21 protein-coding genes and 1 pseudogene are annotated in these 24,429 nt (G+C 72.6%); 7 read left to right on the plus strand and 15 right to left on the minus strand.

Annotated features, from left to right (window positions below; translation table 11 throughout):
- The 4 genes from ilvC to PV350_RS20830 all read right to left on the minus strand — a co-directional run.
- Window positions 1-633 (minus strand): ketol-acid reductoisomerase (ilvC, locus tag PV350_RS20815; protein ID WP_500335285.1); only part of this gene is annotated, 633 nt, incomplete at its 3' end.
- A 348-nt stretch (window positions 634-981) separates the two neighbouring features.
- On the minus strand, window positions 982-1,671 hold the full coding sequence (locus tag PV350_RS20820; RefSeq protein WP_500335287.1) for a type 1 glutamine amidotransferase domain-containing protein: 690 nt from the start codon (window positions 1,669-1,671) through the stop codon (window positions 982-984).
- A 153-nt stretch (window positions 1,672-1,824) separates the two neighbouring features.
- Window positions 1,825-2,613, minus strand: coding sequence for an alpha/beta fold hydrolase (locus PV350_RS20825; RefSeq protein ID WP_500335289.1), 789 nt, complete (start codon window positions 2,611-2,613; stop codon window positions 1,825-1,827).
- 80 nt (window positions 2,614-2,693) lie between these two features.
- A complete protein-coding gene (locus PV350_RS20830; RefSeq protein ID WP_500335290.1) occupies window positions 2,694-4,955 on the minus strand; it encodes an AAA family ATPase in 2,262 nt (753 codons plus the stop codon).
- Between the two features lie 149 nt (window positions 4,956-5,104).
- Between PV350_RS20830 and PV350_RS20835 the strand changes: the two genes are divergently transcribed.
- The gene (locus PV350_RS20835; RefSeq protein ID WP_500335291.1) at window positions 5,105-5,272 is read left to right on the plus strand and encodes a hypothetical protein; all 168 of its coding nucleotides are present in this window, start codon (window positions 5,105-5,107) and stop codon (window positions 5,270-5,272) included.
- A 34-nt stretch (window positions 5,273-5,306) separates the two neighbouring features.
- Here the strand turns inward: PV350_RS20835 and PV350_RS20840 are convergent, their stop codons facing one another.
- The 4 genes from PV350_RS20840 to PV350_RS20855 form a co-directional block, all read right to left on the minus strand.
- On the minus strand, window positions 5,307-7,208 hold the full coding sequence (locus PV350_RS20840) for an alkyl/aryl-sulfatase (protein WP_500335293.1): 1,902 nt from the start codon (window positions 7,206-7,208) through the stop codon (window positions 5,307-5,309).
- Window positions 7,209-7,326: 118 nt separating this feature from the next.
- Window positions 7,327-8,643 (minus strand): Na+/H+ antiporter NhaA, encoded by a 1,317-nt coding sequence (gene nhaA, locus PV350_RS20845; protein WP_500335295.1) that lies wholly within the window; start codon window positions 8,641-8,643, stop codon window positions 7,327-7,329.
- Between the two features lie 206 nt (window positions 8,644-8,849).
- Window positions 8,850-9,614 carry an SDR family NAD(P)-dependent oxidoreductase gene (locus PV350_RS20850; RefSeq protein ID WP_500335297.1) on the minus strand — a complete coding sequence of 255 codons (765 nt, stop codon included), beginning with the start codon at window positions 9,612-9,614 and terminating at the stop codon, window positions 8,850-8,852.
- 195 nt (window positions 9,615-9,809) lie between these two features.
- Window positions 9,810-11,108 carry an epoxide hydrolase family protein gene (locus PV350_RS20855; protein ID WP_500335299.1) on the minus strand — a complete coding sequence of 433 codons (1,299 nt, stop codon included), beginning with the start codon at window positions 11,106-11,108 and terminating at the stop codon, window positions 9,810-9,812.
- A gap of 563 nt (window positions 11,109-11,671) precedes the next feature.
- Between PV350_RS20855 and PV350_RS20860 the strand changes: the two genes are divergently transcribed.
- Both PV350_RS20860 and gnd read left to right on the plus strand, forming a co-directional pair.
- Window positions 11,672-12,097: a hypothetical protein gene (locus tag PV350_RS20860; protein ID WP_499509834.1), complete on the plus strand. Its 426-nt coding sequence runs from the start codon at window positions 11,672-11,674 to the stop codon at window positions 12,095-12,097.
- Window positions 12,098-12,233: 136 nt separating this feature from the next.
- Window positions 12,234-13,676 (plus strand): NADP-dependent phosphogluconate dehydrogenase, encoded by a 1,443-nt coding sequence (gnd, locus tag PV350_RS20865; RefSeq protein WP_500335301.1) that lies wholly within the window; start codon window positions 12,234-12,236, stop codon window positions 13,674-13,676.
- 36 nt (window positions 13,677-13,712) lie between these two features.
- Here the strand turns inward: gnd and PV350_RS20870 are convergent, their stop codons facing one another.
- From PV350_RS20870 to PV350_RS20885, 4 genes are read right to left on the minus strand one after another with little or no spacing between them, the layout of a single operon-like run.
- Window positions 13,713-15,167, minus strand: a complete 1,455-nt coding sequence (locus PV350_RS20870) for a glycosyltransferase 87 family protein (RefSeq protein WP_499509836.1) — start codon at window positions 15,165-15,167, stop codon at window positions 13,713-13,715.
- The gene (locus PV350_RS20875) at window positions 15,164-16,033 is read right to left on the minus strand and encodes a class I SAM-dependent methyltransferase (protein ID WP_500335303.1); all 870 of its coding nucleotides are present in this window, start codon (window positions 16,031-16,033) and stop codon (window positions 15,164-15,166) included. The genes PV350_RS20870 and PV350_RS20875 overlap by 4 nt, the downstream gene beginning before the upstream one ends.
- Entirely contained in the window at window positions 16,030-16,686 is a 657-nt protein-coding gene (locus PV350_RS20880) for a TIGR04282 family arsenosugar biosynthesis glycosyltransferase (RefSeq protein ID WP_500335305.1), read from the minus strand. Before PV350_RS20880 ends, PV350_RS20875 begins: the two co-directional genes overlap by 4 nt.
- Entirely contained in the window at window positions 16,683-17,411 is a 729-nt protein-coding gene (locus PV350_RS20885) for a glycosyltransferase family 2 protein (RefSeq protein WP_500335307.1), read from the minus strand. The genes PV350_RS20880 and PV350_RS20885 overlap by 4 nt, the downstream gene beginning before the upstream one ends.
- A 114-nt stretch (window positions 17,412-17,525) precedes the next feature.
- On the opposite strand from PV350_RS20885, the gene PV350_RS20890 reads away from it, so the two are divergent.
- Both PV350_RS20890 and PV350_RS20895 read left to right on the plus strand, forming a co-directional pair.
- The gene (locus tag PV350_RS20890; RefSeq protein WP_499509840.1) at window positions 17,526-18,245 is read left to right on the plus strand and encodes a response regulator transcription factor; all 720 of its coding nucleotides are present in this window, start codon (window positions 17,526-17,528) and stop codon (window positions 18,243-18,245) included.
- Window positions 18,235-19,344: a sensor histidine kinase gene (locus PV350_RS20895; protein ID WP_500335309.1), complete on the plus strand. Its 1,110-nt coding sequence runs from the start codon at window positions 18,235-18,237 to the stop codon at window positions 19,342-19,344. The genes PV350_RS20890 and PV350_RS20895 overlap by 11 nt, the downstream gene beginning before the upstream one ends.
- Window positions 19,345-19,370: 26 nt before the next feature.
- Here PV350_RS20895 and PV350_RS20900 read toward each other — a convergent pair whose 3' ends face one another.
- From PV350_RS20900 to PV350_RS20910, 3 genes are read right to left on the minus strand one after another with little or no spacing between them, the layout of a single operon-like run.
- A complete protein-coding gene (locus PV350_RS20900; RefSeq protein WP_499509842.1) occupies window positions 19,371-20,423 on the minus strand; it encodes an NAD-dependent epimerase/dehydratase family protein in 1,053 nt (350 codons plus the stop codon).
- Window positions 20,424-20,475: 52 nt separating this feature from the next.
- Window positions 20,476-20,907 (minus strand): hypothetical protein, encoded by a 432-nt coding sequence (locus tag PV350_RS20905; protein ID WP_499509843.1) that lies wholly within the window; start codon window positions 20,905-20,907, stop codon window positions 20,476-20,478.
- A complete protein-coding gene (locus PV350_RS20910) occupies window positions 20,904-22,040 on the minus strand; it encodes a molybdopterin-dependent oxidoreductase (protein ID WP_500335312.1) in 1,137 nt (378 codons plus the stop codon). Before PV350_RS20910 ends, PV350_RS20905 begins: the two co-directional genes overlap by 4 nt.
- 258 nt (window positions 22,041-22,298) lie before the next feature.
- Between PV350_RS20910 and PV350_RS20915 the strand changes: the two genes are divergently transcribed.
- Together PV350_RS20915 and PV350_RS20920 are read left to right on the plus strand one after the other, a co-directional pair.
- Entirely contained in the window at window positions 22,299-23,711 is a 1,413-nt protein-coding gene (locus tag PV350_RS20915; protein WP_500335314.1) for a molybdopterin-dependent oxidoreductase, read from the plus strand.
- A gap of 2 nt (window positions 23,712-23,713) precedes the next feature.
- A pseudogene (locus tag PV350_RS20920) lies at window positions 23,714-24,212 on the plus strand (hypothetical protein).
- The last annotated feature ends 217 nt before the right edge of the window (window positions 24,213-24,429 follow it).

The following is a 24,429-nucleotide window of genomic DNA, read 5'->3' on the forward strand; positions in this document are numbered from 1 at the left end:
GAAACCGGCCTTGACCAGCGCCGCCGTACCACCGCACAGCACCGCCTGCTCACCGAACAGGTCGGTCTCGGTCTCCTCGGTGAACGTCGTCTTGATGACGCCCGCGCGGGTGCCGCCGATCGCCTTGGCGTAGGACAGCGCCAGCGCGAAGCCGTTGCCGGTCGCGTCCTGCTCCACGGCCGCGATGCACGGCACGCCGCGGCCCTCCTCGTACTGACGGCGCACCAGGTGACCCGGGCCCTTGGGCGCCACCATGCACACGTCGACACCGGCCGGGGGCTTGATGAAGCCGTAACGGATGTTCAGGCCGTGACCGAAGAACAGCGCGTCACCGTCCTTCAGGTTGTCCCTGACGGACTCCTCGTACACCCGCGCCTGGATCGGGTCCGGGACCAGGATCATGATGACGTCGGCCTCGGCCGCGGCCTCCGCGGGGGTCACCACGCGCAGGCCCTGCTCCTCGGCCTTCGCCTTGGACGTGGAGCCCTCGTGCAGGCCGACCCGCACGTCCACACCCGAGTCGCGCAGCGACAGCGCGTGCGCGTGCCCCTGGCTCCCGTAGCCGATGACCGCGACCCTGCGGCCCTGGATGACGGACAGGTCCGCATCGTCGTCGTAGAACAGCTCAGCCACAGGTGAAGCCTTTCCATGCCGCAAGCCTCCGTGTCGCATCGAGGAGGCCCGCTTGAAGGGTGTTGATGTTCGTCCGCTCGCAGCGCACTCGCAGGTCGAATCTACGGGGAGAGCCTGCGCCTCCAGTGACGGGGCGGCGGCCACGGGATGGCGGCAGGGCGGCGAAGGCGTGTCCGCCGACCGCTCCACGGCGACCCGGCTCCAGACGACCGGTCGCCTTCCATGCTTCGCGGGCGAGGGACCGGCACTCCCGGACCACGGGGCCCGGACCGGCAACGATCACCGGTCCGGGCCCCGTTGGGCTCCGCCACATCAGAAGGGCCCCGACAGGGGCCGGGCATGCACCCGCTAGAGCGCCTTGAGCAGGCGTTCCGCCAGGACGGCCGCGGAGGCGGGGTTCTGGCCCGTGAACAGGTTCCGGTCCACCACCGTGTAGGGCTTCCACATCTCGCCCTTGGTGAACTCGACACCCATGTCGATGAGTTCGGACTCCACCAGCCACCGCGCGCGCTTGGCGAGGCCGACCGCGTCCTCCTCCTCATTGGTGAACGCCGTGACCCGGTAGCCCGCGAACGGGGACTTCCCGTGGATCCTGGTCGCCAGCATCGCCGCGGGGGCGTGGCAGACGACCGCGAGGGGCTTGCCGGAGGCGAGCGCCGCGGTCAGCAGCCGGCCGGCGTCGGGGTCGACGGACAGGTCCTCCATGGGCCCGTGGCCGCCCGGGAAGTAGACGGCGTCGTAGTCCTCCACGCGGGCGTTCGCCAGGTGGATGGGCCGCCGCATCACCTCCGCGGAGCGGATGATCTCCTCCAGGTCGAGGGCGATCTGCGCGCTGCCGGCCATGTCGGGACGCAGGCTCATCATGTCCACGGTCGGGATCACCGCGCCCGGAGTGGCGACCGTGATCTCGTGGCCGGCCTCGCTGAGCGCCTTGTACGGGGCCGCGAACTCCTCGGCCCAGTAACCCGTCGCGTGCCTGGTGCCGTCCTTGAGCGTCCAGTACGACGCCCCGGTCAGAACGAAGAGCAGCTTCGCCATCGGACCATCGCCTCCCTGTCGGTATCCGACACGGTTAGGGGCCATGTGTTACTTAAAGCATGATGCGCCCCCAGCAGGTCCGCCAGGCATGGTCTTCGCGCGGCGCCGGATGCCCGGCTGACCTGCGCCTTCGGTGAGCGGCGCACACCGCCCTCACCTCAGGAGCCGGGCGACCTCCGCAGGGTGGGCGAGGTGCGGGAAATGGCCGCTGCCGGGGAGGACGGTGACCGTGACGCCGGGCAGGGCCTTGCGGAGCCAGCTGAGGTGGTCCGGGTCGGGTTCGGCGCCGGTGACGTAGTGGTACGGCGTGTCCCGGGACGCGATGCGTTCCAGGCGGGCGGCGTTCCGCTCCTCCAGCAGCGCGGGCGGGGTGGTCAGCAACTCGTCCCAGTAGGCCAGCAGCAGTTCACGCGCGGGCGGCGCGTCGGGCCGGGCGAGGGCGCGGGCCTCCGGCGGCAGGCCGTCGATGCCCATGCGGCCGAGCAGGCCGGTCCAGATCGTGCCGTGGTCCGGGCCGCGCAGCACGTCCGCGTTGTGCTGCAGCAGGTCGGCGAAGCCGCCGACGCGCAGCGGCTGGTCGATGTTGACCACGCCCCGCACCGGATGGGTCGCGGCGTAGGCGGTGGCGATGGCACCGCCGATGGAGTGCCCCACCACGACCGGCCGGGTCAGGCCCGCCTCGGTGACCGCCTGGTGCACCACGGCGGCGACGTCGTCCAGCCCGTGCCGGTCCAGCGGCGGCGACTGCCCGTGTCCCGGCAGGTCGACGGCGAGGACGCTCCGCCCCGGGTCGGCGATCTCCAGCTCCCGCAGGAGCGGGCCCCACCGGTGACGGTCGTAACTCAGGCCGTGCAGCAGGACGAGCGGCGGTCGGCCGTCCGGCTCGCCGCGGCGCTCCGCCCGCAGACCCGCGTACGTCAGAGGCGCTTCGCCGGTGCTCATGTGGTGTGTCCTTCCTGTGGTGCGTGCCGTGCACAACAGGAGGCGTAACCCCGCGGGGAACGATCCGTTCGTGACCGGCGTCACACCTGCCAGCGCCCGGGGCCGCCGGGGCCCGGCTGGTAGCGCATGAGGCGGCCCGTGCGCAGGGACGCCCGCAGATGGGCGCCGGCGAGCGGCGCGGCGGCCTCGATGCGCCGGACGGTCCCCCACAGCGCCCGTGTGGCGCCGACCCGGGCCCGTTCCGCCGCGTCGCCGTGGGCACGGGGGCGGCCGCCGAGGCCGGTCGCGCGCCGGAGTTCCGCGAGGAGCGCCCGGCGCTCGGCCTGCACGGCCGCGGCGGCGTCCACGTCACCGGCCCGGTCGGCGGCGTCGAGCCGGTCGTCGAGCACGGCGAGCCGTCGGCGGTAGGAGGCGCGTGCCGTGTCGTCCAGCAACGGGTCGGCCGCCGGGGCCGCGAGCCCGAAGCCGCCCGCCACGAGATCGAGCGCGGGGATCTCCTGGCCGGGCGACGCCAGCAGCGTGCGCAGGTAACGGGGTCCGCGCCCGTCGGGCACCCGGGCCGTCTCGCCGCCGGCCTCCAGTCGCCAGTCACGCCCGTCGAGCACCCAGCGCCACCGGCCGTCCGGCGGACCGGCTGCGCGGAGGGTGGAAAGGAGACCGTCCATGCCGAGCCGCTCCGCGATCGACCGGGCCTGCGCCACGTCCTCCGCCGCCCTTTCCCGGTCCTCTGGGCCGTCGCGCCGGGTGCGGACCTCCGCGCGTGCCGCCAGGGTGCGCGCGAGCCAGGGGAGGGCGCCGGTACTACGGGACAGCTCGGCTGCCGCGTCCAGGTGGCCGAGGGCGGCGTCCGGCCGGTCCAGGCGCGCCGCCAGCCGCCCCAGGTAGTCGTCGACGGGTCCGGTGACGGTGTTGGCGCCGCCCCACACCACCAGCCGTCCCTGGTAGGGCAGCAGCGCGTCGTACAGTGCGGCGGCCGCCGCCGGGCCACCGGTCCGCGAGGCGACGACCGCGAGGTCGGCCAGCGCGCCGATCCACCGCGGGCCGGTGCCCGCGAGCACCGACGGCAGCAGCCGTTCCAGTTCCAGACCGGCCTCGACCTCGCGTCCCGACTCCAGCATCGCCCGGGCCGCCGTTGCCTCGAAGAAGTGCCCGGGCAGTCGGCGCGCCATCCGCTGCCAGGGCTCGACCGGGGTCTCGGCGCCGCCCCGTACGACGGCCAGCTGGTGGCGCACCGAACCGGCCAGCCGCTCGGTGTCGCTCACCCTCGCCTTGTGCCCGGCGACGAGGATCCGGTCCGCGAGTTCCCCGGCCTCCTCGAACCGGCCCCGGGCCGTGGCGAGCATCGCCCGCCGGGCGAGCGCCACCACGTGGGCGTCGGTGTGGCCGGCCTGTTCCGCGGCGCCGACGTACACGGCGAGCGCGGCCTCGGCGGCCGTCAGGTCCCCGGTCTCGGTGTACGCCACGAAGCGCCAGAACAGGCCGCGGCACTCGGCCGCCGCGTCCCCCGCCCGGCGGGCCTGAGCGACGATCTCCCCGGCGGTGGCCAGGCGTTCGGCGGTGGCGGCCGGGTCCCACAGCGCGTGCAGCCGGCTGTCGAGGACCTCGGCGACCGTGCCCGGGTCGCCGGATGCGCGGGCCAGGCCAAGCGCCGTGTCCGCCAGGTCACGACGGCGCGCCAGGGCCGTGGTGTCGGCCAGCAGCTCGCGCGCGAGCCGGGCCAGCACCCGGGCGCGGACCGCAGGGGCGACCGGTCGCCCGGCGGCCTCCTCCAGCAACCGGACGAGTCCGAGGTCGAGTTCGAGGAACTGGGCCCGCGACGGGGCGACCAGCGCGAGGTGCACGGCCGGGTCGGCGTCCCCGGGCAGGCCCTTCAGCCCTTCGGCCAGGGAGAGCGCGGGACCGGGCAGCCCGCCGGAGACCAGCCACAGGGCGTGGACGGCGTCGGGCGGCAGCCCGGGCACGAGCGCGGCGAACCGCGCGCCCGACAGTCCGCCCAGCCTCAACTCGGTCCCGTCCCCGGAGTACTCACGGGCGGCGACCAGCAGTGCGCGCGGTCCCGGGGGCGCGCCGGACCCGGGCAGGTCCTCGGCCGTGCCCTCGTCGGCCAGCAGCAGAACGGGCTCCGCCAGCGGCGGGACGGCGGACGCGGGGAGCGTGCGGTCCCCGGTGTGCTCGACCCGGATGCCGCGCTCGACGGCCAGTTCCGCCGCGGCGGCCAGCAGCGCGGTCTTGCCCGCCCCCGGCGGCCCGGTGACGACCAGGCGTTCGCCGACGCCGGCACGCAGCCGGTCGAGGAGGGCCCCGATCGCGGAAAGCTCCTGGTCACGGCCGATGAGGGACACGCCTCAGCCTAACCGGCACCGCCTGGAACCCCCGCGGTGCCTGCCCCGGCCCAGCTCGCCCCGACCCGGCCGGAGGCCCGAGGCCGCCGCGCGCACCCGCGTTCGCCGCAGCAGCCGCGGTGTACGGTGCCTCGACGAGGGGTGCGAGGGTGGATCACGAGTGGGACGATGACACCGCATACCGCCGTGCCGTCGGCCGCGCCTGGGTCATGGTCGCGATCGCCGGTGGCTGCTCCTTGGTGGTCGTGGGATTCGTTGCCATCGTCGTGCTCGGCCTGAACGTGTTCCTCTTCCTCGTGGACGCTCTCAGCGGGTAGGACCCGACCGGTCCCGTGCAGCCGGGGGGGGCGTCTACGGAGTGACGATCGCGAAGTCCGGGTCGGGTTCGACGAGGTGCGCCATGAGTTCGGCGAGCTTGCCGGGGTCGCCCGACACCTGGATGCCGGCTCGGGCCGCCAGGTCGGCTGCCGGCAGGGTTCCCAGGAGGACGGCCCGCAGATCGGCTTCGGGGAGGGTGACCGCCAGGTCGGGTTCGGTGGCGGCGGGGCCCTCGCCCGGCACGTGGGTGAGCACGCCGTTGTGCAGGCGCCAGGTGATCGGCTCCGAGCCGTGGACGTTCCAGCGGATGGTGATGTCCGCGTCCCAGCCGGCGGGGCCGTCGACGCGGATGGCGAGGGAGTCGAAGAGCTGGTCGAGGGAGAGCGCGGAGATCACGTCGGGCGACGCGGTGACGGTGGGCGTGCCGACCGGGCCGTGGCGCAGTTCGAGGGCGCCGGTGAGGAAGAAGTTGCGCCACGTCCCGTTCTCGCTGCCGTAGCCGAGCTGGGTGAGGGCGTCCGCCTGCAGCTCCCGCGCTTCGGTGTTTCCGGGGTCGGCGAACAGCACGTGGTTGACGACCTGGGCCACCCAGCGGAAGTCGCCGTCCGCGTAGGACCGGCGGGCGCGCCGCAGGACCTCGTCGGCGCCTCCCATGAACTCCACGTAGCGGGTGGCGGCCTCGGTGGGCGGGTGTTCCCACAGGTGGGCGGGGTTGCCGTCGAACCATCCCAGGTACCGCTGGTAGATCGCCTTGACGTTGTGGCTGACGGAGCCGTAGTAGCCGTGGGTGTGCCAGACGTGTTCCAGGGCCGGCGGCAGGTGCATCCGTTCGGCGATCTCCAGGGCCGTGAGTCCCTGGTTGATCAGGCGCAGGGTCTGGTCGTGCAGGTACGCGTACAGGTCGCGTTGGTCGGACAGGAAGGTCAGCACCCGTGCGCGGCCCCAGGTCGGCCAGTGGTGCGAGGCGAAGGCGACGTCGGAGGAGGCGCCGAAGAGCTGGATGGTCTGGGTGAGGTACTGCGCCCAGACGCGCGGGTCCCGGACCTCGGCGCCGCGCAGGGTGAGCAGGTTGTGGAGGTTGTGGGTGGCGTTCTCGGCCATGCAGAGCGCCGCCCGGCCGGGGAAGTGGATGTTCAGCTCGGCCGGCGCCTCGGTCTCGGGGGTGAGCTGGAAGACCATGCGGATGCCGTCGACGGTGTGCGTCTGGCCGGTGCGCATGATCTCGACGCTGGGCGGGATTAGGCTGACCGTGCCCGTGGAGGTCGTCTGCCCCAGACCTGCCCCGATCTGACCCTGCGTCCCCTTGGGCAGTGCGGCGCCGTACATGTAGGCGGCGCGGCGCGCCATCGCCGTGCCCGCGTACACGTTCTCGCTGACGGCGTGGGTCAGGAAACCCTGGGGGGCGATGACGGGCAGTCCGGCTCCGGCCTCTTCTGCGGTCACGACGCCCTTGACGCCGCCGAAGTGGTCGGCGTGGCTGTGGGTGTAGAGCACGCCGCTGACGGGGCGGTCGCCGCGGTGGTGCCGGTACAGGGCCAGGGCGGCCGCGGCGGTCTCGACGGACAGGAGGGGGTCGATGACCAGGATGCCCCGCTCGCCCTCGACGACCGTCATGTTGGACAGGTCGAAGCCTCGTACCTGGTAGATGCCCTCGGCCACCTCGAACAGCCCGTGCCGGGCGACGAGAGCGCTCTGCCGCCACAGGCTCGGGTGCGCGGTGTCCGGGCAGTCGGCGTCGAGGAAGCCGTACGCGTCCAGGGACCACACCGTGCGACCGTCGCGGTCCGTGATCTCCCGCTGCCCGACGGTGCCGAGGAAACCACGGCCGGCGTCGTCCAGGTCGCGGTTGTCCTCGAACGGCAGAAGGCTTCGTGCGGCCTGGTTGGCGGCGACGATCGCCGACTCGGGGCCCTTCAGCGCGGAATCGGCGGACATCGTGTTCTCCTTCGAGACCGGTACCGTCATCACGCCCACACGGGATGAACCCTCTGCCAGCCTCGGCAGGACGGCGTCCGCGTGCCAGCGGGGATACGCCGCCCGGACGAACGCGGGATCAGTCCGCCTGTTCGGCTGTCGCCGGGCTCGCGCCGCCACGCTGGTAGATGTCGGGGATGCCGTCCCCGTCGGCGTCGACGTCCTCCTCGGCGCACAGCCGCCGGTACAGCCGGTTGCGGCGGTGCAGGAGCAGCGAGGCCATGCAGGCCGAGATCACCGAGGCCACCAGGACCGCGGCCTTGACGTGCTCACCTTGCGCGGTCGCGGGGAAGGCGAGCTCGCCGATCAGCAGGGCCACGGTGAAGCCGATGCCGCCCAGGGTGGCGAGGCCGAACACGTCGGCCCAGGCGAGGTCCGGATTCAACCGGGCCCGCGTGAAACGGGCGGCAAGGTAGGTTCCGGCGAAGATGCCGGCGATCTTGCCCAGCACCAGGCCCACGACGACACCGAGTGGCTCGGGCCTGGTGAACACCTCCCCCAGGGCACCCGCGGAGACGCCGACCCCGGCGGCGAAGAGGGCGAACAGCGGGACGACGACACCGGCGGACAAGGGGTGCAGCAGGTAGCCGGTGCGCTCGGCGGGCGAGGTCACCTCGTCCTCGTCGCGGGTGGTCCGCAGGATCAGGCCCATGGCCACCCCGGCCACGGTGGCGTGCACGCCGCTGTTGTACATCAGCGCCCAGATCACCACACCGAGCGGCACGTACCACCACCAGCCCGTGACCCGCAGCCGCTGCAGCGCGTAGAACACCGCGAGCCCGGCCGTCGCGCCGAGCAGCGCCCAGAGGTTGAGGTCGGCGGTGAAGAACACCGCGATGACCAGGATCGCGCCCAGGTCGTCGACCACCGCGAGGGTGAGGAGGAAGGCCCTCAGGGCCGCGGGGAGGTGGGTGGAGACGACGGCCAGGACCGCCAGCGCGAAGGCGATGTCGGTGGCCATCGGCACCGCCCAGCCGCTCGGACTGCCGCCCCCGAGCGCCGCGACCACGGCGTACGTCCCGGCGGGCACCACCATGCCGCACACGGCCGCGATGACCGGCAGCGCGGCGGTGGCAGGGGTGCGCAGTTCGCCGACGACGAGTTCACGCTTCAGCTCGATCCCGGCGACCAGGAAGAACACCGCCAGTAGTCCGTCCGCCGTCCAGTGCCCCACCGACAGGTCCAGCCCCAGCGCGGGGATGCCGAAGTGGAAGTCGCGTACCGCCTCGTACGCGCCGCTGAACGGACTGTTCGCCCACACCAGGGCCACCACTGCCGCGGCCAGCAGGACCAGGCCGCCGACCGTCTCCGTCCGCAGCGCCCGGGCGACGGCCCGCCGCTCCGGCCACGGGAGCGCGCCGAGGAACGGGGGGCGGGAACGGGGGGCGGTGGCCATATGGGCGAACCTCCGGGGCGTCGACGGCAACGGGCACAAGGCCCCTCACAACGCCGACCAGACTTCCCGGCACACCGGGCGCCTTTTCTTGACGCCTTACTGACACCCTAACGGCGGCGCATCGGCGGCCCCAACCGTTCCCGGCAGCTCCCGCACCTGGCGCCCGCGGAGACCGGGCAGACGCTCAGGCTGTGACGGCGGTGACCTCAGATGAGTTCCAGGCCACCGTCGACGGTGACGACCTGCCCGGTGGCCTGGCGTCCGGCCGGCTCGGCCATGCGCAGGATCCAGTGGGCGATGTCCTCGACGTCCCCGATGCGGTGCGTGGGGATGCGGTCGCGCTCGTACGCGTACATGTCGTTGATCGCCTCGGGGGTCAGGCCTGCGGCGACCATGACGTCGGTCCGGGTGGGGCCGGGAGCGACGGAGTTGACGCGGATGCCCTCCGCCGCGAGTTCGAGGGCCCAGCTGCGGGTCATCTGCTCGATCGCGGCCTTGGTGGCCGCGTAGTGGGATCCGCCGGACATGGGGCGGTGTCCGTAGGTGCTCGACACGTTGACGATGCTGCCGGAGGAGGTGCGCAGATGGGGCAGGGCCTCGTGCGCGAGCAGGCTCGGGGCCACCACGTTGAGGGCGAACAGGTCGGTGATGACCTGCTTGTCCGCCTCGGCCAGGGGCATGACGGCCGTGGCGCCCGCGTTGTTCACCAGCAGGTCGAGCCGTCCCCAACGTGCCACGGCGGTGTTGACGACCTGCGCGGGCGCACCGTCGTCGACGAGGTTCACGGACAGGGCTTCGATGTTCGGGTGGGCCTTGGCTGTCTCCTCGAGGGCATCCATCCGGCGGCCGACACCGAGCACGTTCGCCCCGGCCTGCGCCAAAGCGTGTGCCGTCGCACGGCCGATGCCGGATCCCGCGCCGGTGACGATGGCAACGTGACCGGAGAAGGGCAGCTGGGAAGTGGTGGTCATGGACTCTCTCCTTTGTTCGATGTTCGGCGAACTACGAACAAGGTACACGCGTGTGAAACGCTTTGGTGGGAAAGGTGAGGCATGACACGCGCCGCAGGTCGCTCTCGGTGACTGCCGGGCGACGCCGTGCCAAACCGGAGAAACGCAAGCGGCCCACCGTGTTCGGCAGTGGGCCGCCTGTGGCGCAGCAGGATGTCAGCGGAAGATCCGGCCGAATCGGCGCACCTCCTCCGCGAAGATCTTCGGCTGCTCGAACGCCGCGAAGTGGCCGCCCCTGCTTGCCCGATTCCAGTAGACGAGGTTGGGGAACGCCTTCTCGGCCCATGCGCGGGGCGGCGTGTAGAACTCCTTGGGGAACAGTGTCACACCCATGGGCACGTCGATCTTGACCGCGTTCATGGTGATGTCGGAGTTCTCCCAGTAGAAGCGCGCGGCGGACTCCGCCGTATTCGTCAGCCAGTACAGAGTGATGTCGTCCAGCATCTCATCCAGGCTGAGGACCGACTCGGGGTTCTTGTCGCTGTCTGTCCAGACCCCGAATTTCTCGTAGATCCAGGCGGCCTGCCCGACCGGGGAGTCCGCCAGGGAATAGGACACGGTCTGGGGCCTGGTCATCATCTGGAGCTGGTAGCCGATCTCGTTCTGCTGTTGTGCGTTCAGTTGGTTCATCGCGACCCGCTCCTCCGGAGTGAGGCGCTTGGGGTCGAGATCAGGGGGAACGATCTGCGGGAAATTCAGGTGGATGCCCAGCAACCCCTTGGGACGCAGGACACCCAGCTGCACATTCACGGCAGCTCCCCAGTCCCCTCCCTGGGAGAGGTAGTGGTCGTACCCGAGGCGAGGCATGATCTTCGCCCAGGCCTTCGCCGTCCTCACGCGCCCCCATCCCACGGCGTCCGGCTGATCGGAGAAGCCGAATCCCGGGAGGGACGGTGTGACCACGTGGAACGCGTCACGCGCGGATCCACCGAACTCGGTCGGGTGGGTCAGGCGCCGGATCACCTTGCGGAATTCCAGGATCGAGCCCGGCCAGCCGTGGGTGAGCATGATGGGCATGGCGTCGCGGTGCGGTGACCTGGCATGCAGGAAATGGATGCTCACGCCGTCGATCATGGTGCGGTACTGCCCGAATCCGTTGAGCAGCGCCTCCACCCTGCGCCAGTCGTAGTGTCGCTGCCAGTGATCCACGAGTCGCTTGACCCGCCACAGCGGAGCCCCCTGGGACCAGTCGTCCACGAGTTCTTCGGTCGGCCACCGGGTCATGGCCAGGCGTCGCCGCAGATCGTCCAGCATGCGCTCAGGCACGTGAAGCCTCATGGGCATGACCGCCCCGTTGCCCGGAAGTGGCGCGGACAGGCCACCAGTGGTGGCGCCCGTTCCCGTGACGGCCTCGGCGACTCCGGACGTCATCGCCGCCGCGGCAGAGCCCGCGCCCAGCGCCCCCATGGCGTACAGCAACCGTCGACGGCTGAGATTGCTCGTTTGACTCGCCATGCGTTACTCACTCCAGTCGGTCATTTCGATACCGCGGGACATACCTGACGTGGGCCTGAGGGAAGTTCGGCGGCCCATTTCGCGCAGGAAAACAGCGCCCTGCCATGCGGTGCCAATGTTGCGTTGATTTCGTGTGGGCACAGTGTCACGCCGCTCAATGGCGGGTGGGGGCCCTTTCGCGCACGACAACAGGCGGGGCGTACGCCACGTTCGCCGGTCATCGAACTTCGCTTGCGACGGTACACCGGCCATTCGCCGACCGGGGAGGTCGCGAAGGTGGCATAGCTCACGGACTTTGTTCCGACGCATGGGTGACACCGTGTGCACGTGCAATGAGAGCGCCGTCACGTCGGTCGCAACGTTCAGGGTGAAGTCGGCCGTGTTAGGTTGTTCGGCATACGTCGAACGATCATTTCCCGGCGTACACGCAGGGCCAGATGCAGGTGTCGGCCAGAGTCCGAGTGAATCCTCGCCCTGCCATCCACAAAAAATGCCGCCGCCGGTCGGCCCTCGACCGGACTGACCGCCGGCGTACCTCAACACCCAGCAGAAGGAGAAAAGCCATGAGTGCCATCACCACTGAGATGCAGGAGTTCATCTCCCGCGTCGTGCACGACGGCAGCAACTACCGCATGGACGCCATGGAGAAGCTCTACACCGACGACATGGCGATCCTCTTCCCGACCCGGGAAGGAGCCATCGCGGCAGCTCCCCGCAAGGAGGTCTTCGCGGAGTTCGCCGCCCGGGGACAGGCAGGTGAGGCGCCCCTGTCCACCGAGTACGAGGTCCTGCACACCGAGGACCAGGGCGAGTACGCGACCGCGCTCCTCTACCGTCGCATGAGCGACACCGCCGCCCCCTTCCTCTACGAGCTGCGCCTGAAGCGGGGCGGTGCCTACGGCTGGCTCGTCGCCGGGGAGACCGTCACGCCGTGGCCCGACCCGGAGACCGCCGGTGCCTTCCTTCCGCCGCGGCAAGCCGCAGCCTGAAGTCACCGGAACGACACAGGGGTCGGCGTCGTGGCCACCGCCGGCAGCCGGCCTGAGCCGGCGGTGGCCTGCCCTACCAGAGACGACCACACGAGTCGCACCGCAGACAGCCCGTCAGAAACCCGAAGGAAGAACCGTGTTCCCCACCGCACAGATCGGCGTCACCGGCCTCGCCGTGATGGGCCGCAACCTCGCCCGCAACCTGGCCCGGCACGGCTACACCGTCGCCGTCCACAACCGCACCCGCGCCCGCACCCGGGCCCTGCTCACCGACTTCGGTCATGAGGGCACCTTCATCGCGGCGGATTCCGCCAAGGAGATGGTCGCCGCGCTGCAGCGGCCCCGCCGCCTGATCGTCATGGTGCAGGCCGGCAAGCCCACCGACGACGTGATCGCCGAGTACGCGTCGCTGCTCGATCCCGGTGACGTCATCGTCGACGGCGGCAACGCCCACTTCGCCGACACCCGCCGCCGCGAGGCCGCCCTGCACGAGCGCGGCATCCACTTCCTGGGCACCGGCATCTCCGGCGGCGAGGACGGCGCCCTGAACGGCCCCAGCATCATGCCCGGCGGCTCCCGGGAGGCCTACCGGCTCCTGGCCCCCGTCCTGACCGACATCGCCGCCACCACCCCCGACGGCACCCCAGCCGTCGCCCACCTCGGCCCCGACGGCGCCGGCCACTTCGTCAAGATGGTCCACAACGGCATCGAGTACGCCGACATGCAACTCATCGCCGAGGCCTACCACCTGCTGCGGCACTCCACCGGCTGGGAGCCCGCCCGGATCGCCGAGGTCTTCCGCCGGTGGAACACCGGCCGCCTGAACTCCTACCTCATCGAGATCACCGCCGAGGTCCTCGCCCACCACGACGCCGACACCGGTCTCCCCTTCGTCGACGTCATCGCCGATGCCGCCGAACAGAAGGGCACCGGGCGGTGGACCGTGCAGACCGCCCTCGACCTGGGTGTCCCCGTCTCAGGCATCGCCCAGGCCGTCTTCGCCCGCTCCCTGTCCGGACACACCGCCCTGCGCGCCACCGGCGCCACCCTGCCAGGCCCCTCCCGCACCGTCCTCGGCGCACGCGACGCGGCCCGCTTCACCGACCAGGTCGAACAGGCCCTGTACGCCTCCAAGGTCATCTCCTACACCCAGGGCCTCCACCAGATCCACGCCGCCAGCAACACCTACGGCTGGAACACCGACCTCGCCGCCGTCGCCGCGGTATGGCGTGCCGGCTGCATCATCCGCGCCACCTTCCTCGACCGCGTCCGCGACGCCTACACCGCCGACCCCGCGCTGCCCGGCCTTCTCGCCGACCCCGGCTTCGCAAGGGAAGTCGGCGAAGCCCAGCTCCCCTGGCGCCTGGTCGTGGCCCACGCCACCCGCGACGGCGTCCCCGTTCCTGCCTTCGCCGCCGCCCTCGCCCACTACGACACCCTGCGCACACCAAGGCTCCCCGCGGCGTTGATCCAGGCCCAGCGCGACTACTTCGGCGCGCACACCTACCGCCGCACCGACCGCCCCGGCACCTTCCACACCCGCTGGGACACCGATCGCACGGAAGAAGCCGCCGGCTGACCGAGCGGGCGGCCCCCCGCCCCGGGTCGAGGTACGTCAGGTGCTCGGCCGGCGCCGGGCCAGGAGTCGCTGTGCCGGGGCCGCGCGCAGGCAGGCCGCGCAGGCGACGCACACGGCGGCCGCGCCGTAGGCCCACGCCTGGAGCGGGACGCCCGGCAGCAACCGGCCCCCGAGGTAGAGGACCGTGCCGGCGAGAGTGACGGCCAGCCACTCCCAGCGGCCGTCGAGCGCGACGAGGCCGACGACAAGCAGTGAGTACCAGGGGTAGTTGGGCGAGACCAGCAGCAGCGCCGTACCGGTCAGCAGCAGGGCGCCGCGCCAGGGGCGGGCCGGGTCGCCGCGCCACCATACGTACAGGGCCAGCAGTGCCAGCAGCACGAGGACGAACGCTCCTGCGGCGGCGTCCGGGAGCAGCAGCCGCAGCAGGGCGAAGCGGTGCACGTCACCGGGTTCGTATCCCTCCTCCTGCAGGTAGCCGGGCAGGTAGCCCAGGACGCCCGTGCCGGACACGGCGACGTACGGCAGGTAGGCGAGGGCGACCACGGCGACCGCCGCCGACACCGTGCGCAGGATGCGGGCCGGACTGCGCTCCCCGGACAGCGCGCCGGGCAGCGTCAGGAGCGGCAGCAGTTTCACGGCGACGGCGGCGCCGAGCAGTCCTCCTCGGCGGGCGCCCGCGGTGGCGGTACCGAGGGCGAGCACGGTCAGCAGGACACCGAGGGTGTCGACGTGGGCGTTGTCGACCGCCTCGAAGGGGACGGCCGGGCACCACGCCCACAGGGCGGTGCGGGCCGGGGCCCCGCGCTGGTCGCCGCGCCTGCGCAGCACCGCGAGCAGGGCGACGGTGGTGCCGAACGCCACGACGGCGCCGCCTGCTTGGAGCGGCTTGTGGCGGCTGCCGGGCGGAGACAGGATGTGGACGGTCACGAACCAGCCTTCGGCGACGGGCGGGTAGATGGTCGGGACGGTGGGGCGGTTGATGCGGGCGCACAGGCCGCTGTCCGTTCGGGTCAGTCCCCAGGCCCGGCAGGAATCCGTGACGGGGAACAGCCAGTCGTCCCGCAGCTTGGCGAGTTCGGGTGCGGCGGGGGGATGGGCGTACGGGGAGATCCCTGCGGCCTGGACACGGCCGTCCCAGGCGTAGCGGTACATGTCGGTGCTGGTGCGGGGAGGTGCGGCGAGCCCGGCCAGCGTCACGGCGGCCGCTCCGGTCAGGACCAGTGCGGTGGCGGCGCGTGCCGGCACCTTTCGAACGGCCCATGCCGAGGCGGCGAACAGTGTCCATGCGACGGCGTATCCTGCCAACAGGCGGCCCGGTTCGTTCTGGCTGTCGCCGGCGCGGAGGGTGCCGATGACGACGACGGTCAGTGCGGCGAGGAGGACCGCGACGGCGACGGTGCGGACACGGTCAGGTGCGCGGTTGACGCGCGCCTCCGTAGGACGGGACGGCGGCTGCGGGGACTGGTGCTGTGCGGCGGTTGTGTCGCTCATGGCCGTCCGGGCCCTCCGGTGGCCGCGGGGGGCCCGGCACGATGGCCGGCCCGCGGGCGGTGCAGTTCCACGAACGCCCGGCCTTCGGCCGTCCACCGGCCGGCCGGGATCCACCCCGCGGCCTCGGCGGTGCGCAGCAGGACACTGGTGCCGAGGCGGGCCCAGGGGAACGGGCGGCCGTGCCGGCCGTGGCCGTCCTCGACCCGGACGGTGAGGCGCTCGTCCTCGTCGCGCGGAGCGGCCTCTGCCAGGAGGCTTCCACCCGGCGCGACCAGGGTGCGCAGGCGCGTGAGGAGGGCGAACGGGTCGCCACCGATGCCGACGTTGCCGTCCATCAGCAGGACGCTTCCCCAGCGCCCCTCCCCCGGCAGGCGGTCGAAGACGGACCGGCGTACGGCGGAACCGCCGTGTTGCCGGGTCCGGGCCACGGCGGCCGGGCTCACGTCCACGCCGAGTGCCCGAACCCCCCGGACGGCGAGGGCGGCGACCAGACGCCCCGGTCCGCAACCCACGTCGAGGACGGGGCCGGTGCAGCGCTTCAGGACGGCGGCGTCGGCGGCGTCGGGGGCGGCGCACCAGCGCTCGACGTCCAGCGGAAGCAGTTCCCCTCCCCCTCCGGCGTCGTCCGGTGGGGCCGGAGGCGACAGGCGGCGCAGGAAGAGCGGGCCGCGACCGGTGCGCAGGGCATGGGCGTAGGGGTCGTCCGTCCACGGTTCCCCCGGCTGCGCCGGCCACTGCCGCTTGGCCGCCTGCGACTGTGCGGGGAGACCGGCGGGGCGGGCCACCGTCCGGGGGTTCCAGCCGGCCGCGGTCCGCGGCGTCCGCTCGGCGAGGGCGGGATCCGAACCGCCTGCGGTGTCGCTCACCGGCCGGTCTCCGCGAGCGAGTTCAGCGTGGTGGCGAAGCGCGAGCCGGGCGGGCAGCACGCGGCGACCGCGGCGGCGTCGGCGGCGGTGTCCACATCGCGCAGCACCGGCAGGTCGCCCACGCTGAGCCCCGCCTCGACGAGCCGGCGCCGCTGCGTCGCACCTGTGTGCCCGGTGGACATCGGAACGCCGCGTACGAGGGCCTCGGCGCGCCCCGGATCGGCGAGTCCCAGCGCCCAGAAGCCGCCGTCCTCGGCCGGACCGAACCAGGCGTCGTGGCCGTCGCGTCCGGCCTCCGCGAGGTGTTCAACGGTCAGTTGCGGGGTGTCCATGCCGACCAGGAGGGCCGGTCCGCGGTCGCAGCGGGCGAAGGCGGCCGCGATCCGCTCGTCCAGACCGCCGGTGTCCTGGCGCACGACGTCGAAGCCGGGCGGAAGCCAGGGTCCGGGAGCGCCGTCGAGAACGAGGACGCGACGCCGAGCGGGGGTCTTGAGCACCGTGTGCAGCGTGTCGGCGAGGGCGGCCTCCGCGAGGGTGGCCGCCTCCAGGGGTGTGTAGGGCGGGGTGAGCCGTGTCTTGACCCGCCCCGGGACGGGCTCCTTGGCGATGACCAACAGCGTGGCCGGGTTCCCGGCCGGGTGGCGGGGGCTCATCGTCCGGTCCCCCGGGCCGTTGCCGCGGGCGCCGGGTCGGCGGTGGGGGGTTCGGCCAGGACGGAACGCATGTCCCGTACCGCGTGCCAGGTACCGCGCCAGGTGCCGGTGACCTTGGAGCGGCCCGTGCGCGGGCGGTACGGCACGTCCGTCTCCTCCACCCGCCAGCCCGCGTCGGCGGCGCGGACCACCATCTGCAGCGGGTAGCCGGAGCGACGGTCGGTCAGGTCCAGGGCGAGCAGGGAATCGCGCCGGGCGGCGCGCATCGGTCCGAGGTCGTGGAGGCGCAGGCCGGTACGCCGGCGGACCAGTCGGGCCAGTTCCAGGTTGGCCAGCCGGGCGTGCAGGGGCCAGGCGCCGCGCGTAAGGGGCCTGCGCCGCCCGAGGACGAGGTCGGCCACGCCGTCGACGACGGGCACGGCGACGGCGGGCAGCAGCGCGGGGTCGAGGGAGGCGTCGCAGTCGCAGAAGCAGACGACGTCGGCCGTCGCGGCGGTGAGCCCCGCGTGGCAGGCGGCACCGAAACCGCGGCGCGGTTCGTGGACCACGTGCGCCCCGAGGGCGCGGGCGATGTCCGCCGAGCCGTCGGTGGACCCGTTGTCGACGACGATCGCGCGCCAGCCGGAGGGGATGCGATCCAGCACCCACGGCAGGGCCTCGGCCTCGTCGAGGCAGGGCAGTACCACGTCCACCGGGGCGGAAGGAGGAGGGGAAGTCTCGATCACCCCACTCACCCTACGGAGACAAAAAGCCCAAAAGGGATATGGGCACCTTACGGATCGCTGACGTCCGCCTCCGCTCCCGCCGTCGGCCGAAGGCCGGGTGCCACACTCGGTGGCGTGAAACACGTACTCGTCGTGGACGACGACGCCACCGTCTCCGAGGTCGTCGTCGGCTACCTGAACCGGGCCGGCTTCGACGTCGACGTGGCCGCCGACGGCCCCGCCGCCGTGGCCATGGCCGCCGTCCGGGTCCCCGACCTGGTCGTCCTGGACCTGATGCTCCCCGGCATGGACGGCCTCGAGGTCTGCCGCCGCATCCGCGACAACGGCCCCATCCCCGTGGTCATGCTGACGGCGCGCGGTGACGAGGAGGACCGCATCCTCGGCCTGGAGGTCGGGGCCGACGACTACGTCACCAAGCCCTTCAGCCCCCGCGAACTCGTGCTCAGGGTGGAGTCGGTGCTGCGCCGTACGGGAGACCACGCCACCCGGACAGCCCCGGCCGGATCCGGGCTGCGGGCCGGCGCCCTCGCCCTGGACCCAGGCGCTCGCCGTGTCACGCGGCACGGGACCGAACTCGCCCTGACGATCCGCGAGTTCGACCTGCTGGAGTTCTTCCTGCGCAATCCCGGGCGGGCCGCCGGCCGGGAGGAGTTGATGCGCCGGGTGTGGGGCTGGGAGTTCGGCGACCTGTCGACCGTCACCGTCCACGTCCGGCGGCTGCGCGAGAAGGTCGAGGACGACCCGGCACACCCCCGCCTGATCAGCACCGTGTGGGGCGTGGGTTACCGGTTCGACCCTCCGACCGCGGACCAGGGAGCCCCCGATGGTGCATGACACCCTCCTCATCGTGGCCTACGCGGCCATCGGTGCGGCCTGTGCCGGCCTGCTCGGCACGGGCGTCCTGCGGCTGCTGCGCAACCGCTCGGTCGCGGTGTCCCTGGCGGTGGTCGCCGCCGTCACGGTCGCGGCGATGCTCGCCGGAACCATGCTGGTGTCCTGGGCCATGTTCCTGTCCGACCACGACCTGTGGGTCGTGACCATGGTCTGCTCCATCGCCGCGGTCGTCTCGCTCGGGGTGGCGCTCGCGCTCGGCCGCGGCGTGGTCCGCGGCAGCCGGGCCCTCGCCGAGGCCACCCGCGCCCTCGGCGACGGCGGTGGTTTCACCGCGCCCGCCGCCGCGCCCACCGCCGAACTCGCCGAACTCGGTCGTGAACTGGCCGCCACCAGCGCCAGGCTCGCCGCGTCCAGGGAGCGGGAGAGGGCCCTGGAGGAATCCCGCCGCGAACTGGTCGCCTGGATCTCCCACGACCTGCGCACCCCGCTCGCCGGACTGCAGGCCATGACCGAGGCCCTGGAGGACGGCATGGTCGACGACCCGAGCCTGTACCACGCCCGCATCCGCGCGGAGGTCGAGCGCATGAGCGGTATGGTCGGCGACCTCTTCGAACTCTCCCGCATCCAGGCCGGCGTCCTCGCCCTGAACACCACCCGCATGTCGGTCTACGACCTCGTCGGCGACGCGCTCGCGGGCACGGCCACCCTCGCGAAGCAGCACGGTGTGCGGATCGTCGGTGACGGGGTCGAGCGGGTCCCGGTCGAGGTCGACGGACGCGAGATGTCCCGCGTACTGGCCAACCTGCTCGTCAACGCCATCCACCGGACCCCGGCCGACGGCACGATCGCGGTCTCCGCCCGCCGCGAGGCGAACAGCGTCGTCGTGTCGGTGACGGACGGCTGCGGCGGCATCCCCGCGGAGGACCTGCCCCGTGTCTTCGACACCGGCTGGCGCGGCACCGACGCACGGACCCCGCCCGCCGGAGCGGGCCTGGGCCTGGCGATCGTCCGGGGGATCGTGGAGGCCCACAAGGGCCGGGCGGCGGTGCGCAACGTCCCCGGCGGCTGCCGCTTCGAGGTCCGGCTGCCCGCCGCCTGACGCGACCGGCGGCCGGGGCTGACAGGTCAGCCGCTTCGCAGCGGGGCCGTCGCGAACTCCGCCATCCCCTCCGCGAAGGCCACCCGCGGCTTCCAGCCCAGTTCTTCACGCAGCCTGCGCGAGGAGGCGGTGATGTGGCGGACGTCGCCGAGCCGGTACTCGCCCGTGACCACCGGCACCCGCGTTCCGTGCGCCCCGGCCAGGGCGGCGGCCATCTCCCCCACCGTGTGGGGCTCGCCGCTGCCGACGTTGTACGGCCTCGCGGTCCCCTCCGGCAGACCGGGCAGCCCGTCCAGGGCCGCGAGGTTGGCCCCGGCCACGTCCCGTACGTGGACGAAGTCACGACGCTGGCCGCCGTCCTCGAACACACGTGGTGCCTCACCGCGCTCCAGCGCGGACCGGAACAGCGACGCGACCCCGGCGTACGGGGTGTCACGCGGCATCCCCGGCCCGTACACGTTGTGGTACCGCAACGCGATCACCCGTCCGCCCACCGCGCGCGCCCAGGCGGAGGCGAGGTGCTCCTGCGTCAGCTTGGTGGCGGCGTACACGTTGCGGGGGTCGAGCGGGGCGTCCTCGCCCACCAGCCCGGACGCCAGCGGTTCGCCGCACTTCGGACAGGGAGGTTCGAAGCGTCCCGCCCGCAAGTCGGCCACCTCGCGCGGTCCCGGACCCACGACACCGTGCGACGGGCACTCGTACCGTCCCTCGCCGTAGACCACCATCGAACTCGCCAGCAGCAAAGACCTCACTCCCGCCCCGGCCATGCAGGCCAGGAGCACCGCGGTACCCAGGTCGTTGCAGCCCACGTAGGCGGGTGCGTCGGCGAAGTCCTTGCCGAGGCCGACCATCGCCGCCTGATGGCAGACGGCATCGACGCCCCGCAGGGCCTCGGACACCTCCGCCGCGTCACGGACGTCCGCGTGCCTCCAGTCCACCCCGTCGGGAACCGGCGGGGGCGTGCGGTGCGCGGCGGGCAGCAAGGCGTCGAGCACGCGTACCTCGTGCCCGGCGCCGGTGAGGGCGGTGACGACGTGCGAGCCGATGAAGCCCGCACCTCCGGTGACCAGGATCAACATGTCCCGACCGTACGGCCACCGACCCGGCCGGCGACCGTACGACGCCGACACGTCAGCGGTTCGTAAGCCTTCCCGCTGCACGTCTTGGCCGACGGCCGCGGCGGGCACCCCGCACGACGAGCACGAGGGCCGCGACCACCGCCACCGCCGCCAGCGTGAGCAGCCAGTTGCGCGGGTAGTCCAGCGGCAGGACCGAGGAGTTGGCCGGCTTCCCCGGGCGCAGCATCACCGGCAGGGCGACCGCCGTCACAGCGCCCGCGACGATCAGTGCGCCGCGGACGGGGCCGCGCACGCCCCCGCGGACCAGCACCGACCCGATGAGCAGCACCAGCGGCGCGATGAGCACGTCGTGCAGCACCACCGCGCCGCCCAGCCAGATCAGAACGCCCGTCAGGTCGCCCACCCCCAGCAGCTGGTAGGCGCCCACTCCCACCAGCACCAGACCGGCCGCGCCCGTGAGCCGCCGCGTCACGCTCGTCCTCACGACAGCACCTCCAGCCGGCCGACCCACTTGGTCTGCAGCACACCGGGCCTGTTCGGGGCGATCAGACGCGCCGGGTAGCCGTGGTCGGGGCTGAGTTCCTCGCCGTTGAGGCGCAGGGCGAGCAGGGTCAACGGGTCGCGGGCGTACTCGTGCCCCATCTCGGAGACCCGGTAGCCGCCCCGGGTCTGCAGGGACACCGCCCGTACCCGGGCGTGGGGTGGGGCCCCCACGAGGTCCAGGAGGTCCATGACCCGCACCCCCGTCCAGTGCGCGGTCTTGCTCCAGCCCTCCACACAGGCGATCGGCAGCTCCGCCTCGTACTGCGGGAGGTCCCTCAGCTCATCCAGTGTCAGCGTGCGCGGCCGCGGCCCGGCCACCGTCAGGCGATAGCGGTCGGCCACGATCAGCCCGACTCCGGCCGCGGCGGCGGTGCGGTTGACCGGCAGGCCGTTCGGCCCGTGGTCCGGATGCCGCGGGGCCAGCAGGATGAGGCCCTTGAGCGGGGTGAAGGACTGTCCCACCGTGGTCACGGTGACCGTGCCGACCGCCGCCGCCACGGCGGCAAGCAGCGAGCGCCGGTCGGCACCGTCCGCCTGGGGCAGCGCCAGGGTTCCCGGCGACCGCCGCCTCCAGTGGGCGCGGATCTCCGGAGCCTTGACGGCGACATGCAGCACGAGCGATCCGGTGAGCAGCCAGGCCACTGCGTAGTGCACCGGCACGAACGAGAACGGCCACGGATACCACTGCGCGGTGTTCAGCAGCCCGGTGGCGACTTCGAACACGGCCGCCGCCACCAGCGCCGCCACCGACACCCGCTCCAGGGCGTGCCGCACCGACCGCACCGGCGGCCAGGAGAACAGCCGCGGGTAGACCGTCCACAACTTCGCCAGCAGCAGCGGTACCGCCGCGACACCCGAGGCGACGTGCAGCCCCTGCGTCAGCCGGTACCCCCACACCGGGCGGGTCGGCAGACCACCGGCCGGCGACATGGGCGGATGCTGCAGCACGTGGCTGATCAGGCCGGTGACGAAGCACACGAGGAAGGCGAGTCCGAGCCAGCGTCCGATCGAGGTCGCCGTGCGGGCATCATGGAGGCTGCCGGTGAACACCGGCGGAAACAAGCGCGATCTCATGCCTCCCATCACAGCCGCCGCAAGGCCGCCGCGGAACGTCCCGACCCCTTACGGAACAGGGACGTCCGCTCCCGGTGGCAGGGCCCGCCGACGCGAGGCGCCCGGACGCCCGCCTACGCAGAGCGCACGCCTCTTCGGCTGGAATCTCGCGGTCCCCGGTGGTGGCGGGACGCCAGACGGCCGAGGTCAGGCTATGTGTGGGGGCGAGATCACGGCCGTTGCCCTCCGGCACGCGCCCTGACAGCGGAGGGTCAGTCGATGCGCGACCACGATCAGCCGTCGCAGGCCGGTTCGGGCGGACCTCCGGGTCGCCCCGAGGAGCCCCAGGCGCCTCCACGACGGCCGCTCAGGGAGTTCACCGCAACGGCGGTCGAACGCACGAGGGACGTCGCACGACGCGCGGCGGCGGCCGGACCTCCGGGGCCCTTCCGTCCGGAGTTCTGGCGCAGCCCGATCCGGGGGCCGTGGCTGACGTCGGTCTTCGGTCTGGTGCTGCTGTTCGGCATCCCGGTGGTGTTCGTGACCGGCGCGCTCTCGTACGCCGCGTACAACCCGGATCTGGGCCCGCTCAACGACCAGACCCCGGACAAGGGGCTGCTGGGCTTCTACCTCTTCGACTGGCCCACCCGCCCCTACTGGCTGTACCGGCTGACCCAGGGCGTCCACGTGACGCTCGGCGTCGCTCTCGTGCCGGTGGTGCTGGCCAAGTTGTGGTCGGTCATCCCCAAGCTCTTCGCATGGCCGCCGCTGCGATCGGTCGGCCAGGCGCTCGAACGGCTGTCCCTGCTCCTCCTGGTGGGCGGCGTCATCTTCGAGTTCGTGACCGGGATCTTCAACGTCCAGTTGTTCTACGTCTTCCCCGGCTCCTTCTACACCCTGCACTTCTACGGCGCCTGGGTGTTCATCGCCGCCTTCGCCGTCCACGTGAGCCTGAGGCTCCGCCGGATGACGCGCGCCCTGCGCAGTCGCGATCCCCTCCGGGAACTGCGCATCGGCGTCGCCGGCACCCGGCCCGAACCTCCCGATGCGGACGGCCTGGTGCCGGTCGCACCCGCGGCCGCCACCATGAGCCGGCGGGGCGCCGTGGGAATGGTCGGCGCCGGATCGCTCCTGCTGCTGGCGGTCACGGCCGGGCAGAGCATCGGCGGGCGGCTGCGTGGCACGGCGCTGCTCGCCCCACACGATCGCGACCCGGGCAGCGGATCCAGCGCCTTCCAGATCAACAAGACGGCGGCGTCCGTCGGCGTGACCCCGGAGCTCGTCGGCCCCTCCTGGCGGCTCGAGGTGCACGGCGTCGGACGGCCCCTGGTCCTCTCCCTCGAGCAGTTGAGCGCGATGCCACGGCACAGCGCGGCCCTGCCCATCGCCTGTGTGGAGGGCTGGTCCACCACCGACCAGCGCTGGGAGGGTCTGCGGCTCGCCGACCTCGCGGCGTTGAGCGGTCTGCCCAACGCCGGGAGCGTGCTGGTCGAGTCCGTCCAGCCCTCGGGGCCGTACCGCTCGGTGATGCTCCGCGGGAACCAGATCCACGACCCGAGGGCCCTGCTCGCCCTGCGGGTCAACGGAGCGGACCTGTCCATGGACCACGGCTACCCGGCGCGCGTCATCGTGCCGGCCAACCCCGGGGTCAACAACACCAAGTGGGTGCACCGACTCACCTTCCGGACCTGACCATGGCCCGCTACCTGCGCTGGTACGGCGCCAACCCCCTGCACCTGCTCGTCCTGGTCTGCTCGCTGGCCGTCACCGGCTACGCCTGCGTACGCCTGTTCGCCGTCCGGCCCGTGGGGGTCGCGATCTGGCTGGTGGGAGCGGCGGTCCTGCACGACCTGATCCTGCTGCCGCTGTACTCCCTCGCCGACCTCTCGGCCCGCTCGGTACTGCGGCACCGGGCCCGGGCCATGCCGGGACCGGCGTGGATCAACCACCTCCGCGTGCCCGCCTTCCTGTCCGGCGTGCTCCTCCTGGTCTGGTTCCCCCTGATCCTCCGCCTGCCCGCCCCCTACCCGGGCGCCACGGGACTCACCGACGCTCTACCTCGGCCGGTGGCTGGCCGTCACCGCCGTCCTGTTCGGCGTTTCGGCCCTGATCCTCGCCCTCCGTCTGCGCGGGATGCGCCGGTCACGACGCAACCAGCGACGGCGTCCACGAAGGGACGCGCAGGACCCGTGACCAGAGCCAGAGGGGCACACCGGCGTGGATCCACTATCCGGGAGAACACATTGCCTCCAGCAACCTTCTGCGAAAGAACCACAGGTCACAGCGCTGCCCACGCCAGGCTGTCACAAAACGGATGGTTGCCCGGTCAACATTTCAAACTGGGGCAAAGAAGCTCCGAGCCCCTGTCGCACCCATCCCCCATCCATCCGAGGGCAGCCACTTGGCGACC

It is taken from the genome of Streptomyces sp. PA03-6a, assembly GCF_033792765.1.
GTDB lineage: Bacteria > Actinomycetota > Actinomycetes > Streptomycetales > Streptomycetaceae > Actinacidiphila.